The 15,201-nt window shown below is 62.2% G+C and carries 10 protein-coding genes; 6 read left to right on the top strand and 4 right to left on the bottom strand.

All coding sequences use genetic code 11. From position 1 onward, the window contains the following. Positions 1-5 precede the first annotated feature (5 nt). Positions 6-1,067 (bottom strand): putative zinc-binding metallopeptidase, encoded by a 1,062-nt coding sequence (locus LDZ26_RS20815; RefSeq protein ID WP_244850404.1) that lies wholly within the window; start codon positions 1,065-1,067, stop codon positions 6-8. Positions 1,068-1,192: 125 nt separating this feature from the next. On the opposite strand from LDZ26_RS20815, the gene LDZ26_RS20810 reads away from it, so the two are divergent. The 4 genes from LDZ26_RS20810 to LDZ26_RS20795 all read left to right on the top strand — a co-directional run bounded on the left by LDZ26_RS20810 (position 1,193) and on the right by LDZ26_RS20795 (position 9,240). Continuing rightward, on the top strand, positions 1,193-4,690 hold the full coding sequence (locus LDZ26_RS20810) for a DUF2126 domain-containing protein (RefSeq protein ID WP_244850402.1): 3,498 nt from the start codon (positions 1,193-1,195) through the stop codon (positions 4,688-4,690). Positions 4,691-4,729: 39 nt separating this feature from the next. Beyond that, positions 4,730-7,312 carry a circularly permuted type 2 ATP-grasp protein gene (locus LDZ26_RS20805; protein WP_244850400.1) on the top strand — a complete coding sequence of 861 codons (2,583 nt, stop codon included), beginning with the start codon at positions 4,730-4,732 and terminating at the stop codon, positions 7,310-7,312. Continuing rightward, complete coding sequence (locus LDZ26_RS20800) at positions 7,312-8,220, top strand: transglutaminase family protein (protein ID WP_244850398.1); 909 nt, start codon at positions 7,312-7,314, stop codon at positions 8,218-8,220. Before LDZ26_RS20805 ends, LDZ26_RS20800 begins: the two co-directional genes overlap by 1 nt. A 66-nt stretch (positions 8,221-8,286) precedes the next feature. Further along, positions 8,287-9,240, top strand: a complete 954-nt coding sequence (locus tag LDZ26_RS20795) for a hypothetical protein (protein ID WP_244850396.1) — start codon at positions 8,287-8,289, stop codon at positions 9,238-9,240. 27 nt (positions 9,241-9,267) lie between these two features. Here the strand turns inward: LDZ26_RS20795 and LDZ26_RS20790 are convergent, their stop codons facing one another. From LDZ26_RS20790 to LDZ26_RS20780, 3 genes are all read right to left on the bottom strand, one after another. Beyond that, positions 9,268-9,948 carry a dihydrofolate reductase family protein gene (locus LDZ26_RS20790; RefSeq protein ID WP_244850394.1) on the bottom strand — a complete coding sequence of 227 codons (681 nt, stop codon included), beginning with the start codon at positions 9,946-9,948 and terminating at the stop codon, positions 9,268-9,270. A 48-nt stretch (positions 9,949-9,996) separates the two neighbouring features. Continuing rightward, the gene (locus LDZ26_RS20785; RefSeq protein WP_244850392.1) at positions 9,997-10,224 is read right to left on the bottom strand and encodes a hypothetical protein; all 228 of its coding nucleotides are present in this window, start codon (positions 10,222-10,224) and stop codon (positions 9,997-9,999) included. Positions 10,225-10,377: 153 nt separating this feature from the next. Then, complete coding sequence (locus tag LDZ26_RS20780; RefSeq protein ID WP_244850390.1) at positions 10,378-12,126, bottom strand: methyl-accepting chemotaxis protein; 1,749 nt, start codon at positions 12,124-12,126, stop codon at positions 10,378-10,380. Positions 12,127-12,471: 345 nt separating this feature from the next. Between LDZ26_RS20780 and LDZ26_RS20775 the strand changes: the two genes are divergently transcribed. Continuing rightward, a complete protein-coding gene (locus LDZ26_RS20775; protein WP_244850388.1) occupies positions 12,472-13,269 on the top strand; it encodes a PilZ domain-containing protein in 798 nt (265 codons plus the stop codon). A 549-nt stretch (positions 13,270-13,818) separates the two neighbouring features. Continuing rightward, positions 13,819-15,147, top strand: coding sequence for a tyrosinase family protein (locus tag LDZ26_RS20770; protein WP_244850386.1), 1,329 nt, complete (start codon positions 13,819-13,821; stop codon positions 15,145-15,147). Positions 15,148-15,201: the final 54 nt, after the last annotated feature.

The raw sequence follows: 15,201 nt of genomic DNA, 5'->3' as shown, positions 1-15,201 counted from the left end.
TGCGTTCAACGCTTGGCCGCCGCGGCGACGACACGATGAACGAAGCGCAGCTTGTCGATGACGGGCGGGGCGAGCGTGAACGGATAGCCATCCGGCATGCCGAGACTGCGGTTCAGGCTATTGAGCGCATACGTGAGCGGAAACCAGCGTTTCATCAGGTCATCGAACGTGCTTTCCTCGATCGGCGTGGTGTCCGTCAGCGTCGGTTCGTGCGGGCTTTCGGGCACGAGAACCAGACCGCACGATACGGCCGTGTCCATCGTATCGACGATATGCAGGTAATGCGCCCATGTCTCGGCCCAGTCTTCCCACGGATGCATGGTGGCATACGCGCTAATGTAATTCTCTGCCCAGTTCGGCGGCGGACCTTCCTTGTAATGGCGATCGAGCGCGGCCCCATAGTCCTGCTGTTCATCGCCGAACGCGGTGCGGAACGGCGCGACGCGCGGCGTGTCCGCAATCAGGCGATCGAAGAAATAGTGCCCTGTTTCGTGGCGGAAATGGCCGAGCAACGTGCGGTACGGCTCATGCATTGCGGAGCGCACCTTCTCGCGATGCGCGTCATCGGCTTCCGCGATGTTGAGCGTGATGATCCCGTTGTTGTGTCCTGTCATGACGCCGCGACCTTCCTCGTCTCCTTCGAGGAACTGGAATTCGAGGCCATGTTCAGGGTCTTGCTCACGCGACTGCACGGTAAGACCCAGTTCGGCGAGCGTAAAGAGCAGCCGGCGTTTGGCTGTCTCCAGCCGATACCAGTAGAGGCGGTTGCCGGGCGTTTCCAGATTGGGGATGGTGCTCGTCAACTGGCACGACGAACAGAGCGGCTCCTCGGAATCCGCAGGAACCATCCAGTTGCACACATTCTCGACCGCGTAATTGTGGCAAGGGCGATAGAGCTGATCTTTGGCGAGCGGATGAAGGCTCTTCCACGCGCTGTCCTCCGTCTCGTCGAATGCACTGATCTGACTCAGTTCGGGAACATAGCCGAGCTTCGCGCCGCAGTTTTCGCAATGCGTATTTTCGAAGAACACAAGTTGATTGCAGCGGTTGCAGTGAAAGGTCTTCATTATGTGAGCCGGAAGGAGGGATCGAACCGGATGTTGCCCGGAAGTCAGCGCCATGGCGCAAACAACGTGCCTCTTGCGAAGGTTCAGGGTCCAGTCGTTAGCTGCAAACGAAAAAAGGAGTCGGTGTGTCCATACGTGTCGCGTTGAACCATGTTACGCATTATCGCTATGACCGGCTGGTCGGTCTCTCGCCGCAAGTCGTTCGCTTGCGGCCCGCTCCGCATTGCCGCACGCCGATTCTGTCGTACTCGATGCGCGTCGAACCGGTGGATCACTTCATCAACTGGCAGCAGGACGCATTCGCCAATTACCAGGCGCGCCTCGTTTTTCCCGAGAAAACGCGCGAATTCAAGGTAACGGTGGATCTGGTGGCCGAGATGGCCGTCTACAACCCGTTCGACTTTTTTCTCGAACCGTCTGCGGAATCCTTTCCCTTCAGCTACGCGTCCGAGTTGCTGCACGACCTCGCGCCTTACATGATCAAGCGCGAACTGACGCCGCGATTCGCCGCGTTCGTCGAAAGCATCGACCGTTCGGCGCAACCCACAGTCGATTTTCTCGTCGGACTGAATCAGCGCCTCTCGCGTGAGATCCGCTATCTCATTCGTATGGAGCCGGGCGTGCAAACGCCGGAAGAAACGCTGGTGAGCGCGGCAGGCTCTTGCCGCGATTCGGGCTGGCTGCTTGTCGAGACGTTGCGGCATCTGGGACTCGCAGCGCGTTTCGTGTCGGGCTACCTGCTGCAGCTTGCGCCAGATGTGAAATCGCTCGAAGGCCCGAGTGGCACCGACGTCGATTTCACCGATCTTCATGCGTGGTGCGAGGTCTTCTTGCCGGGCGCAGGCTGGATCGGTTTCGACCCGACGTCCGGCTTGCTCGCGGGCGAAGGCCACATACCGGTCGCGTGTACGCCCGAGCCGGATAGCGCGGCGCCTGTCTCCGGTGCCGTGGACGAATGCGAAGTCGAGTTCGGGCATTCGATGTCGATCGAGCGCGTGCGTGAAACGCCGCGCGTGACGAAGCCTTATAGCGAGGACGATTGGCAGGCCGTGCTGCGCATGGGCGAACAGGTCGATGCGCAACTCGACGCGTCGGACGTGCGTCTGACGATGGGCGGCGAGCCGACCTACGTCTGCGTGCGCGATCGCGATGCACCGGAGTGGAACACGGACGCGCTTGGTCCGACCAAGCGCGCTTACGCGGTATCGCTGATGGACAAGCTGCGCGCGCACTACGGCGCGGGCGGTTTCCTGCATATCGGGCAGGGCAAGTGGTATCCGGGCGAGCAGTTGCCGCGCTGGGCGCTGTCGCTCTTCTGGCGCGCGGACGGCGAGCCTTGCTGGCACGATCCCGCGCTCTTCGCCGACGAACGGCAGCCCGCGAACTACACCGCGGACGACGCCGCCCGCTTCATTCGTCACCTCGCGGGCAAGCTGTCTTTGAATACCGAATACATCCAGCCGGGCTACGAGGACACGTGGTACTACCTGTGGCGCGAACGCCGTCTGCCTGTGAATGTCGACCCGTTCGACTCCCGCCTGGACGACGAACTCGAGCGCGTGCGCTTGCGCCGGGTATTCGATGCGGGGCTGCCCTCGGTCACCGGCTACGCGTTGCCGATCGCGCGCGAGGAAAGCACGGCGGGCCGGCCGGGCCGCTGGACGACCGGCCCGTGGTTCTTCCGCGATGAGCGGATGTACCTCGTTCCGGGCGATTCGCCGATGGGCTACCGTTTGCCGCTGAATTCGCTGCCGTGGGTTGCCGAAGCGGACTATCCGTGGCAGCACGAACACGATCCGTTCGCGCCTTCGGTGCCGCTGCGTCGCTCCGCCGAACTGCGCATGCAGTACGCCGACCGTGATGCTGCATTCGGCATGCAGCATGCCGCACGCAAAATGCCGGGCGACGCCACGGGGGACGCCACCGGGGACGCCACCGGGGACGCCACCGCCGAAGCAACGCGAGCCACCGCCGCAGCCACTGCCGACGCGAAGAGTCGCATGCCCGAGCGCGGCGAGTCTGCCGGCTGGATCGCGCGTACCGCGGTCTGCGTCGAAGCCCGCGACCCGGCGCGCGCTGCCGGTCCGAAGGTGGAAGCTGCAACGCTCGAAAAGTCAGGGCAAGGCAACAAGCTGATGCACGTGTTCATGCCGCCGCTCGTTGCGCTCGACGACTATCTCGACATGCTCGCGGCCGTGGAAGCGACCGCCGCCGATCTCGGTATTCCCGTCATCATCGAAGGCTATCCGCCGCCGCGCGACGCGCGCCTGAAAGTGCTTCAGGTGACGCCCGACCCTGGCGTGATCGAAGTGAACATTCATCCGGCGTCGAACTGGGCGGAACTGGTCGAGCACACCGAATACCTCTATGGCGCCGCGCACGAGTCGTATCTGAGTCCGGAGAAGTTCATGCTCGATGGCCGGCATACCGGCACAGGCGGCGGCAACCACTTCGTGCTCGGCGGCGCGACGCCGCCCGATAGCCCGTTTTTGCGGCGCCCGGATCTGCTGGCAAGCCTGATCGCGTACTGGCACAACCATCCGTCGCTATCGATGCTGTTTTCAGGGCTATTCATCGGACCGACGAGTCAGGCGCCGCGCATCGACGAAGCACGCAACGATCAGGTGTACGAGCTCGAGATCGCGTTTGCCGAATTGCAGCGGCAAGTCGATCTGCTCGGCGGACGCGGCAGCGCCAAAGTGCCGCCGTGGCTTATCGACCGCATTTTGCGCAACATCCTGATCGACGTGACCGGCAATACGCATCGGGCGGAATTCTGCATCGACAAATTGTATTCACCCGACGGTCCGACCGGCCGCCTGGGTCTGCTCGAACTGCGTGGATTCGAAATGCCGCCGCACGCGCGCATGAGTCTCGTGCAGCAACTGCTGCTGCGCGCGGTCGTCGCCCGCTTCTGGGAGAAGCCTTATACGGCGCGGCTCACGCGCTGGGGCACGGAGTTGCATGATCGCTTCATGCTCGGCACTTTCGTGCAGATGGACTTCGACGATGTGATCGCCGAACTGCGCGACGCGGGCTTTGCCTTCGACAGGAATTGGTTTGCGCCGCATTTTGAATTCCGTTTCCCGGTCGTCGGTGCGTACGAAACAAGCGGCATCGCGATGACGATTCGCCACGCGCTCGAACCGTGGCACGTCATGGGCGAGGAGGGCATGATCGGCGGCACGGTGCGCTATGTCGATTCGTCGGTCGAAAGGCTCGAAGTACGCGTGCTTGGGCTCAACGGCAGTCGACATGTCGTAACCGTCAACGGCGAACCCGTGCCGCTGCAACCCACAGGGCGCGTCAGCGAGTATGTCGCGGGCGTGCGGTTTCGCGCGTGGTCGCATGCGACCTCGCTGCATCCGACTATCGGAGTGCATGCGCCGCTGACTTTCGATATCGTGGATACATGGACCGGTCGCGCGATCGGCGGCTGCCAGTATCACGTCGCGCATCCGGGCGGCCGCAACTATCAGACGTTCCCGGTGAACGCGTACGAAGCGGAGAGTCGCCGGCGCGCGCGTTTCTTCGCGAGCGGCCATACGCCGGGCGCGATGCATGTGGCAACACGCGAGCCTAGCCTCGAATTCCCGTTCACGCTCGACCTGCGCCGCTCATGAAAGCCGTTGACGCGCGCAAGCATGACAAGTGAGGCCATCTTGGCGTTCCAATCGACATTGCCTTTCGATACAACGGCCGCGCATACCGACGCTTTGGCGCTCCTGCGCGCGTTGCCTGTGCGCGAAGGGCATTGGGACGAGTTGCGCGACGCTTCGGGGCACTTGCGAGAGCCGTGGCGGCGGTTCTTCGAATTGCTCGGCGAGCAGGGCATCGCGCGTCTTGACGACGGCGTGGCGGCCGTCGCGCGACAGATACGCGATAACGACATCACCTACAACGTCTATGCCGATAACGGCGAGCCGCGCGCGTGGTCGCTCGATCTCTTGCCGCTATTGATCGACGAGCGCGAATGGGCGGTCATCGAGCGCGGCGTGGCGCAGCGCGCCCGCTTGATGGAGTCGATCGTCGCCGATGCCTACGGTGCTCAAACGCTTCTGCAACGAGGGCTGTTGCCTGCTGCGCTCGTGTTCGGGCATCCGGGTTATCTGCGCCCCGTGAAGGGCTTCGTGCCGGCGAACGGTGGCTATCTGCAGATCGTTGCAATCGATCTCGCGCGTGCGCCGTCGGGCGAATGGACCGTCATTGCTCATCGCACGGAGGCGCCGTCGGGCCTGGGTTACACGCTCGAAAACCGCATGATCGTGGCGAGTCTTTTCAGCGATGCGTTCCGCACCCTGCGCATCAATGGGCTTGCATCGACGTATTCGCAACTCGTCGCGACGCTTGCTCAGGCGGCCCGAGGGATCATGCGCAATGATGAAAGCGCCGGCAGCGACGCGCCTCACATCGCGCTGTTGAGTCCTGGGCCCTTTAGCGAAACGTACTTCGAGCACATCTTTCTCGCGCGTTATCTGGGCGTGACGCTCGTGGAAGGAAAGGACCTGACCGTACGCCACGACAAGCTGTACCTGAAAACGCTGGCGGGCCTCTCGCGCGTGCATGCCGTGCTGCGGCGTCTGGACGATGCGTTCTGCGATCCGGTCGAGTTGCGCGCGGATTCGACCATCGGCGTTCCCGGACTGTTGCAGGTCATGCGCGCGGGCAACGTGGCGGTCTCCAATGTGCCCGGCGCGGGCTTCACGGAATCGCCCGCACTTCATGCGTTTTTGCCGGGCATTGCGCGTGCGCTGCTGGACGAGGAATTGCATCTGCCTACCGTGCCGACGTGGTGGTGCGGCGAAGATGCCGCGCGACGCGAAGCCTTCGAGAAGCTCGATCGCGCTCTCGTGGTTCCCACTTGGCCCGGCATGCATGAGGATGGCGCGCCCGGCATCGAAGCGGGATCGCAGGCGCTTGCGGGCTGGCGGGAGCGCATCGAGCGCGCGCCCGACATGTTCACCGTACAGGAAGACCTGCCGTTTTCGAGTGCGCCGCGCTTTCACGATGGCGCACTCGGCTCTCGCTCGTGTGTCTTGCGTGCCTATGCCATCGCGCGGGCCGACGGAAGCTGGAGCGTGATGCCCGGCGGCTTCACGCGCCTCGCAGCGGACAAGCGCCCTACGGTGTCGATGCAGTTCGGCGGCAGCAGCGTGGATACATGGGTGCTGGCTACCCATCCTGGTCCCGCGGTGTCGCTGCGTCCATCGCCGATGCAGCCCGGTGATTTGCGCAAGCATCGCGTGGTATCGAGCCGCGCGGCGGAGAATCTGTTCTGGGCCGGACGCTATGGCGAGCGCGCCGAAAACAACGTGCGTCTGTGCCGCCTGTTGCTCGGCACGCTCGAAGCCAGTGATGCCGACGAGATGTTTCCCACGCTCGTCGAACTCGCCGCGCAATGCGGACTCATCCCGTCCATCGATACGCTTGCGCGAAGCTCGCCACACGCATTCGAGCGCGTGCTCGTCGCGGGACTGGCGGAGACGGCATCGGCCACGAGCATCGGCGGCAATCTCGCGAATCAGGCGCATGCATGCGGCGAGATTCGCGATCGGCTCTCCACCGATCACTGGCGCACGATTCTCGCGGCGCGTAACGACTTTCGCGATGCGCTCGCGCGCCTCGGCCTCATCACGCCCGACGTGCCGAGGGATTACGACCGCGTGATGTTAAGCGGCGCGCTCGAACAGCTTGCGACTCAACTGCTCGCGATCAGCGGCGCGCAAGGCGATCGGATGACACGCGATGAAGCGTGGCGCATGATCTTCATTGGCAGGATGATCGAGCGCGTGTCGACGATGGCGACGTTCCTGCGCGTGTTCGCGACGCAAGGCACGTTGACGCATCCGGCCGGCTTCGACTTGCTGCTGCATCTTTTCGATACCACGCTTACCTATCGCTCGCTTTATCCTGGCCGGCTAGAGGCGGCCGCGTTGATCGACCTGGTCGTCGTGGACCCGACGAATCCGCGCGGACTCTATGGCGTGCTGATCCGCTTGCGCGCGAAGCTCGATGAGATGATGAAGACCGCGGGCGCAGCACGGCGCGCGCATTTCATCGGTATTTCGCTCGGCCTCGATACCTTGCCGCCCCTCGATGCCTTGTGCAAAGCCGATGAAAACGGACGGTTCGGCGCGCTCGTGCTGCTTTGCGATCGGCTGCTTGCATCGGTGAGCGCGGCATCGAACGAAGTCAGCGCGCACTACTTCAGTCATGCGAATCCTATCGCTGCGCAGGTGTCCTAATGAATGCGACGATCGACAAGGCGCCAAGATCGACGACGCTCGCAGTCACGCATCGCACGACATATCGCTATTCGACGCCCGTCGAGATCGCCCAGCACCTAGCGACTATCCGTCCGCTGCATACGCCGTGGCAGCAGGTCATCGCGCATTCGGAGCGGATAGATCCGGCTCCTTCGTATGTGCATAGCCGTGTCGACGCATTCGGCAACGACCTGCTCTATTTCTCGCTGGACGCACCGCACGAGCGTCTTTCGATGACAAGCGAAACCACGGTGCGTCTGAGTCCACGCTGGACGAAGCTCGACCCGCGAGCGACGCCGCCGTGGGAAGAGGTCGCACGACGGCTGCGCTATACGGCCGGTTCCCCGTTTGTCCGTGAGTCGGAATACTGTTATGGGTCGCCCAACATTCAGCTGACTCAGGCGTTGCGTGATTACGCGTTGCCGAGTTTCGCGCAAGGCACGCCGCTGATCGCGGGCGCAATCGACCTCATGCACCGCATCCATGCCGACTTTACGTATAAGCCCTCATCGACCGCATTCGATACGCCCGCCACGCGCGCCTTCGAACTGCGCCAGGGCGTATGTCAGGATTTCGCGCAAGTAATGATCGGCTGCCTTCGCACGTTGGGCTTGCCGGCGCGTTACGTGAGCGGCTATCTGCGCAACGACCCGCCGCCGGGTCAACCGCGACTGATCGGCGCCGATGCCTCGCATGCGTGGGTGTCGGTGCATTGCCCGAAAAGCGGGTGGATCGACCTCGATCCGACCAACGACGTGCTCGCCGATCTGGACCACGTGACGCTTGCAACCGGCCGCGATTACAGCGACGTGTCCTTGTTGCGCGGCATGATCCTCGGCGGCGGATCGCATCATGTCGACGTTGCCGTGAACGTTCTCGCGCTATAAAAGCCGGCAGAGTTGTGCATTTATGCGCTAGGGCGGCAGCACTTCAACGTTTTTCTATAGCATTGAGTGCTGCTGTCGCCGTTTCGCTTCGTTGACTCTCTCGCTTCGGCCGCAGCGCAGCAAGCGGAGAAAGAGGACGTCATGCAACTTGGAATACTGGTCTATATCGACAACAGCGAGCAGATGCTCGAGGAATTCGGCTGGCTTTATAAGAGCCTGATCTATTCGGGCGTACTCGAAAGTGGCGGGATCGTTGCGGTGTGTCACCCGGCAATTGCGACCCGGTTGCCCGAGGATGCTCGCATCGAGACCATACCGAGCGTGCCTTATGCCGAAGGCAATCCGCCGTGGCACGGTTACGGCTATATCAACTCCGTCGCGAATCTCGCGGAGCCTGCGGTAAGCGAGGCGTGCGCCCGCTTCGACTACATTCTGAAGACGGATTGCGATACGTTCGTTACTCCGGCGCTGAGAGACTTCCGTCCCTCTGGCCTTTGTGCAGGATTCGGCGCATACGCCTACGATGCTTCGGTGCGCGCACGGCTTTCCGAAATATCGGCGCGCTGGGGTTATCCGCACACTGGGCTTCACAACGTCGGCGCTTCGTTGCTCGGGCCATCGGAATGGCTGCGAAACTATCTCGCCGCGCAAACCGAAGCCTGCAACCGGCTGCTCGATGAAGAATTCCGCGATTTCGAAGGTGCGTGGCCCGGCTGGTGCAAGCAGGTCCTCACAATGTATGCAGGCGAGCTCGCCCTGAGATTGACTTACCCGCAGGCCTGCACGCTCGGATTGCTGGACCACTTCTCCTTCGCGGATCGCAAGCTAGGTAGCGACGTCTTGCACATCCATGCGTGGCATACGGACACGTATTGGTCGAAGCATCGCTATCGCAAAGGCGAGTACGCGCATATGGCACTGGAGGAGATCGATATCCGCAGCATCGCCGGCTATTGCCACTGGCTTGCGCAAGCGCCGCTGGAAGAAGTAAAGCGGCGCGCGTCAGAGCGTGCCGCCTAGAAGCCATTCGTCGAGCGAACCCGACTCTCACTTCTTGCGCGTATATCGTACCCAAACGACATCGTTATCCAGCTTCTCAACTGACTCCAGCTTCAAATAAGAGGGCTTCTGCCACTTATCCATGGCCACTTCGAATGACGAAGGATGTGCGTCACGCCCATCGACGAGCGGCATCAGCAACACGCTGACTTCATCCGCCAGTTGCGCGTTGACGAATGCCCCGGACACGTGACCGCCTCCCTCGACGATGAGCTTGTCGATCTTCAGTTCGCGGCCAAGCGTTTCCACGACGCGGTGAAGATCGATGCCGTCCTTGCCGCCGAAAACATATGACGCGCCGATCGACTGAAGGTGCGCGAGATAATCGTCCTCCACGCTCTCCGCCAGGACTTCGACGATATGCGAGTCCAGCGCGGTGTCGGTCTTCCAGCCGACCCGGCCCTTGGGGTCGATCGACACGGCGTACTGGCTCGCGTCGCGCTTCGCGAAATGATCCGTGCGCGGCAGCGGGCTCTTGGCGAGACCGCGTGGATACTCTCGGTCCTTCGCGTGCGAGATTTCCTGCATGGTGACGCGGCCGCATACCCAGGCATCCGCGTCGAAGCTGGCGGCCGTCTCCTCATAACAAGGGCTGGCAAAGTCGAGATGCCAGCCGTCCGTGAGGCTTCGGCCATCCACTGAAGACATCATGTGGCAGACGATGTACATCGGTTCTCCCTTGTCGATCTTGCGCTGAACTCGCTTGGCGTCGGCGTCTCAAACGCCGGGCTTCTCGTCCGGTGGCAAAGGGCCTTCCTGGTCGATGGTGCTGCCCTGACGCCAGACGTCCTTTCCCGCCTCCGAGAGCTTGCCGCTGCTCGAGTCCTTGCCCGCTTCGGTGCCTTCAACGGCCATCTTGCCTCCTGCCTGCTCCTGCGCGGGCAGTTTCTCGCCTTTCTCCGCCTGAATGCGGTCTTCCTGCGATCGTCCGGCATGCGTCGTCATCGTATCCTCCGATTCGTTGAATTGGACACGTTAGACTCGTAGCAAACGGCAAGCCAACCCGCCGGCGCCGCTCGACAATGCGGGCATGCGCCGTATCGGGTCCGGATCACGAGCGCCTGTAGGTCAAACTAAGTAGGGCTACTAACTAAGGGATTAGAACGTCTCCCAGTCGCCGCCATTCGTCGCGGTCGCCACGGGCTTGTGCACCGCAGGTTCGACGCGCTTCGCCATCGGCGTCGGCTTTATCCGCTCCAATGCCGGAGCAGCGGCAGGGCGCTGCACTGTCGGAGCCGTCGCCGGGCTGGGGCGGCTTTCTCTCGACACAGACGTCACCGCATGCGTGGCCACCATGGCTGCGCTCGGGCTCGTGCGAAAGACGCTGACGGCTTTGCGAAGCGCTTCGGCCTGGTCTTGCAGCGAGCCGGCCGCTGCGGCCGCTTCTTCGACGAGCGCGGCGTTCTGCTGCGTGACTTCGTCCATCTGCGAGATGGCCTGATTGACCTGCTCGATGCCGCGGCTTTGCTCGTGCGATGCGGACGCGATCTCGCCCATGATGTCGGTCACGCGCTGAATCGCGGACTGCACGCTGCGCATGGTTTCGCCTGCTTTCGCGACGAGCTCGGTGCCTGCGCCGACGCGGCTGCCCGACGTCTCGATGAGCGCCTTGATTTCCCTCGCCGCGCTGGACGAACGCTGCGCGAGGCTGCGCACTTCGCCTGCCACGACCGCGAAGCCGCGGCCTTGTTCGCCGGCGCGCGCGGCTTCCACTGCGGCATTGAGCGCCAGAATATTCGTCTGGAACGCAATGCCCTCGATCATGCCGATGATCTCCGCGATCTTTCCCGAGCTTTCTTCGATGCCGGCCATCGTCTCCACGACCTGCCCGACGATCGCCGTGCCTTCGTTGGCGACGGCGGTCGCGTTCTCGGCGAGATCGCTGGCTTGACGCGCGTTGTCGGCGTTCTGCTTCACCGTCGAGGTCAGTTCTTCCATGCTCGCCGCCGTCTCCTCTAGCGATGCGGCCTGTTCCTCAGTGCGCGACGAGAGATCCGTATTGCCGGCGGCGATTTCCTTGGTAGCGCCCGCGATGGCGTTGGCAGACGAAGTCACGGCCCCCATGGTTTGCAGCAGCCGGTCCTGCATGGCCCGCACCGATGCCATCAGACTCGCATCGTCGCCTGCCGCGACACGCACGGTCTCCGTGAGATCTCCCGCCGCGATGCGTTTGCACGCGTCTGCGACGTCCCTCGGATCGCCGCCGAGCCTGCGCAGCACATTGCGGATGATCCAGCCCATCGCCACGGTCAATGCAAGGCCGACTACGCCGACGATCGCGAGCATCGCAAGAAGGCGCCGGCCGAATTCACGATTGATGTCGTCGACGTAAGCGCCCGTATAGACGTGCCAGTCCCACGCGCGAACATACTCGCCGTAAGCGATCTTCGGCAGCGCCTCCGTTTGGCCCGGCTTCGGATAGAGGTAATCGGTCAGGTGCGTACCGTCGAGTCCGTGCTTCACGATCGCCGCCGTGAAGTGCTTGCCGGTCTTGTCGACCAGATCGTTGATCTTGTTTTCGGTTTCGGGGCGCATCGGATTGAGCAATTGCAGCATCGTCGAGTCGACGACGAGCAGATAGCCGCTCTGCCCATAGCGCACCGGCCGCAGATGCGCAATGGCCGCGCGCTTGGCTTCTTCGGCGGGCATCGCGCCGCTTTGCGCCTGCTGCACGTAGGAATTCACCACGCTCACGGCGGACTGGACCTGCTCGGCCAGCGCCTGCTGGCGGTCGTGCATCATCAACGTGCGCGTCATGGCCGCGCTCAAGAGCGAGAGCACGATCAAACTCAGCCACACGAACCCCACGGTGCTCCACAGCGTTGCCTTGAAACTCATTCTCTTCATTTGTCCCGCCCTTGCGTTCAACTTTCGTTTTGCCGACATGGTCAATATCGGCTCGTTTGTCGGAAAGTTGAACGTTTGCCTTCGGGCTGGCTGGATGGGTTAGCGCCAATGCAGAACCCGTATCGTCTGATGAATGCGCGTTAACGTACTTAAGTGGCGCCGACTGCCCGGTAACGTATGCGGGGAGACATGGACCAGCCCCGCATAGAGGGATGGCATCTGCCCCATCGAGATACGAACATGGTATTGGTCAAACTAAGCGCACAGGAACTTCAAGTCGGTACGCCCCTTCCGTTCGCGGTCTACTCGGCAAGCGGCAAACTTCTTTTGACGAGAGGCTATTGCGTGCGGTCCGAAGGACAGCGCGACCGGATTCTCGCCGCAGGCGGGTTTCGCGATGAAGACGCGCCGACCGAGCGACCGAATGCGGAAGGCGTCGCATCGAGCGCGCTGCTGATATCGACCGCGAAGCACGACGCGTCCATTAACCGTCCGAAGGTCGATCGCGCCGCAGCCGTCACCGGCACATTGCCGAAAACGCTGGAAAGCATGCAGTTGACGCTGGTCGGCTGCGGTCACCCGCCGGTGCAGGCCGAGTTTGTCGGTTGCGTGGCGGGCAGCGCGCTGGTCGTTACGGCAGGCAGCGCGCATGAGTTGTTGGACGCGGGCATGTCCGTCGAATGCAAAGGGCTTCTTGGGCGCAAGATATACCGTTTCTCGAGCACGGTGATCGGACGAAGCGATTCGCCTGTGAAAGTCGTTTATCTCGCGTATCCGCAAGCTGTGCAAACGCATATCGTGCGCAAAGACGTTCGAGTCTCGACCGAACTGGCAGGCCGTCTTATCAGGAACGATTGTGTCGCGGCGGGCTTCGACGTCGCCGTGGTCAACGTCAGCCTCGGCGGCGTGGCGTTGCGCCTGTCGGACGCGCTCGTCAATGTCGGCGAACACTTCAAGCTCGCGCTGCGCCTGCGCGCGGACGGCAAAGTGCATGCGGTGGTGTTCAACTGCGTCGTGCGCAATCTGCGTCAAGCGGCGGGCAGCGTCCTCGTCGGCGCGGAGTTCAGTAACCGGTCCCTCGACACGACCGCGCTGCTCAGGATTCACATGTTCGAGACGGCGACGGGCAGCGCGTCGGAATGATTTGTGGCGACAGGACCCTAATCAATGAAGCATCGACGAGAATGTGTCATTCGCATAACTGACGAATGAGGAACGCAAGCTTCGATGGAACCCGCGTTGCTTGCATCGACCGATTGAACTACTGGTCGCCCGCACGACACTTCGCCCAAAACACGTAAATGCTACAAGCAAACGCTGGCTCGCTTTCGAACGATCGAGCGTATGCGCGGGCGTCTCTATCGTCGAACGCATGCACACATGCGGAACCGGCTATGTGGCCTACCGCACATTCTTTATTTCGGAATGCAAATAACGCATTGAACGTTCGTGGCCGTGGTCCATACTCTAAGCGCCGGGGCAGCGTAGAAAACCGGCCGTCCGTTCTGCTGCAACGCACCCGCTCAGGGCCGCCTTGCAGGTCCTCTTTGTGCGCTCCCTGGGGGGTGTATGGTCTCCAATTCGACTAAGCGACGCGCGTTTCTGAAAGGAACGGCGTCCGCACTCGCTTTCGCATCGCTTCCACGGTGGGGCGTAGCGGCCACTGCTCCGTTTATCAGGCTCGAATGGCAAGTGTTCAAAACCACGCCGCACTACGCGTCGTATCTCAACGCGGTGCGCACGATGAAAGCCTCCACCGACAGAAGGAGTCCCTCATCGTGGCAGTACTGGGTCGATGTTCACAACAATTACTGCCCGCACAGCGCCGCCTATTTCCTGACGTGGCATCGCGGCTACCTGTATTACCTCGAGCAACAGTTGCGAACCGTATCCGGCGATGCAACGTTGACCTTGCCCTACTGGGATTACTACACGTATCCGGTGATCCCATCTGAATTCACGGATACCGCGAGCAGCAATCCACTCTATGTCCCGCGGATCAATACCAATGTCTATCAGGCGCTCGATTTGAGTCCTTTCTCTTCGAGCGTGTATAACTTCCAGCGCGGCACCAGCAACGCATTCGAGCCCAAGCTCGAGAACGCGCCGCACAATCCGGTTCATGACATCATCGGTAACTACATGGCCGATATCGCCACCGCGCCGATCGATCCGATCTTCTACCTGCATCACTGCAATATCGATCGCCTGTGGAACGCATGGTCGCTGCGCTCGACGAGCAGAGTGCCGGTGGCCACCAGCAGCTACTGGAACGGCTACTTCACGTATGCCAAGGGCTTGACCGTCTCGAAGTCCAAAACGCGCACGACCACCGGGATGAGTTATGACTACGCCAACGACACCATGCCCGCTGTGCTGCCGCAACAGGCGCAACAAGGGAGGATCATTCGCGTGCAAGCACAGATCGGCGCCATTCAGGCGCGGCCGCAGACCGGCGCATTCGCGCCGAGCCCCGGGCGCACGGTGTCAGCGACGCGCCGCTCCCTGGGAGGCGTGAAGGGCGTCGTATTGGGCGAGACCTCGATCAGCGCGAGCATCCCGCTTCAGGCCGCCAACGCCACTGCTTTGAAAGACGTGTTGACGTCTTCCCCTGCGGCCGGACTCAGCGAATCGTCGAATGCATTGCAGGCCACGCCGCAGGCAAAGAGCGGGTTCCAATACGTGAAGGTCGTGCTCGATGGCATCACGATGCCCGCGGCGGCCAGAAAAGGCGGCTTCTTCTATAACGTCTATCTGAGTCTTCCTGCAAGCGGCGACGTCGACGCCGTGAAGTCGCAGCACTTCATCGGTACCTTGGGCGCGTTCCAGATTGGCACCGCTGCGCATCACGGCATGAACGAGATCGACTATGACGTTACCGACGTGCTCGCGCGTCTCGGCATTTCTAATGTGAGCGACGTCGTGCTTTCATTCGTGCGCGTGAGCGGGGCAAACTCGCCGAAGGGAATCGCCGTTTCGATCAACGAGGCGCGCATCGAACTCGGCGCGGACGGGCCGTAGTCGGAGATGATCGCTACGCGGCGAACCGCTCGCCGCGTCGTGATCCATTCCTCC

Source organism: Caballeronia sp. SL2Y3 (genome assembly GCF_022879575.1).
In the GTDB taxonomy this organism is placed as follows: Bacteria; Pseudomonadota; Gammaproteobacteria; order Burkholderiales; family Burkholderiaceae; genus Caballeronia.
The sequence above is the reverse complement of the archived record's forward strand: the minus strand, read 5'-3'. Positions and strand labels throughout refer to the sequence as shown.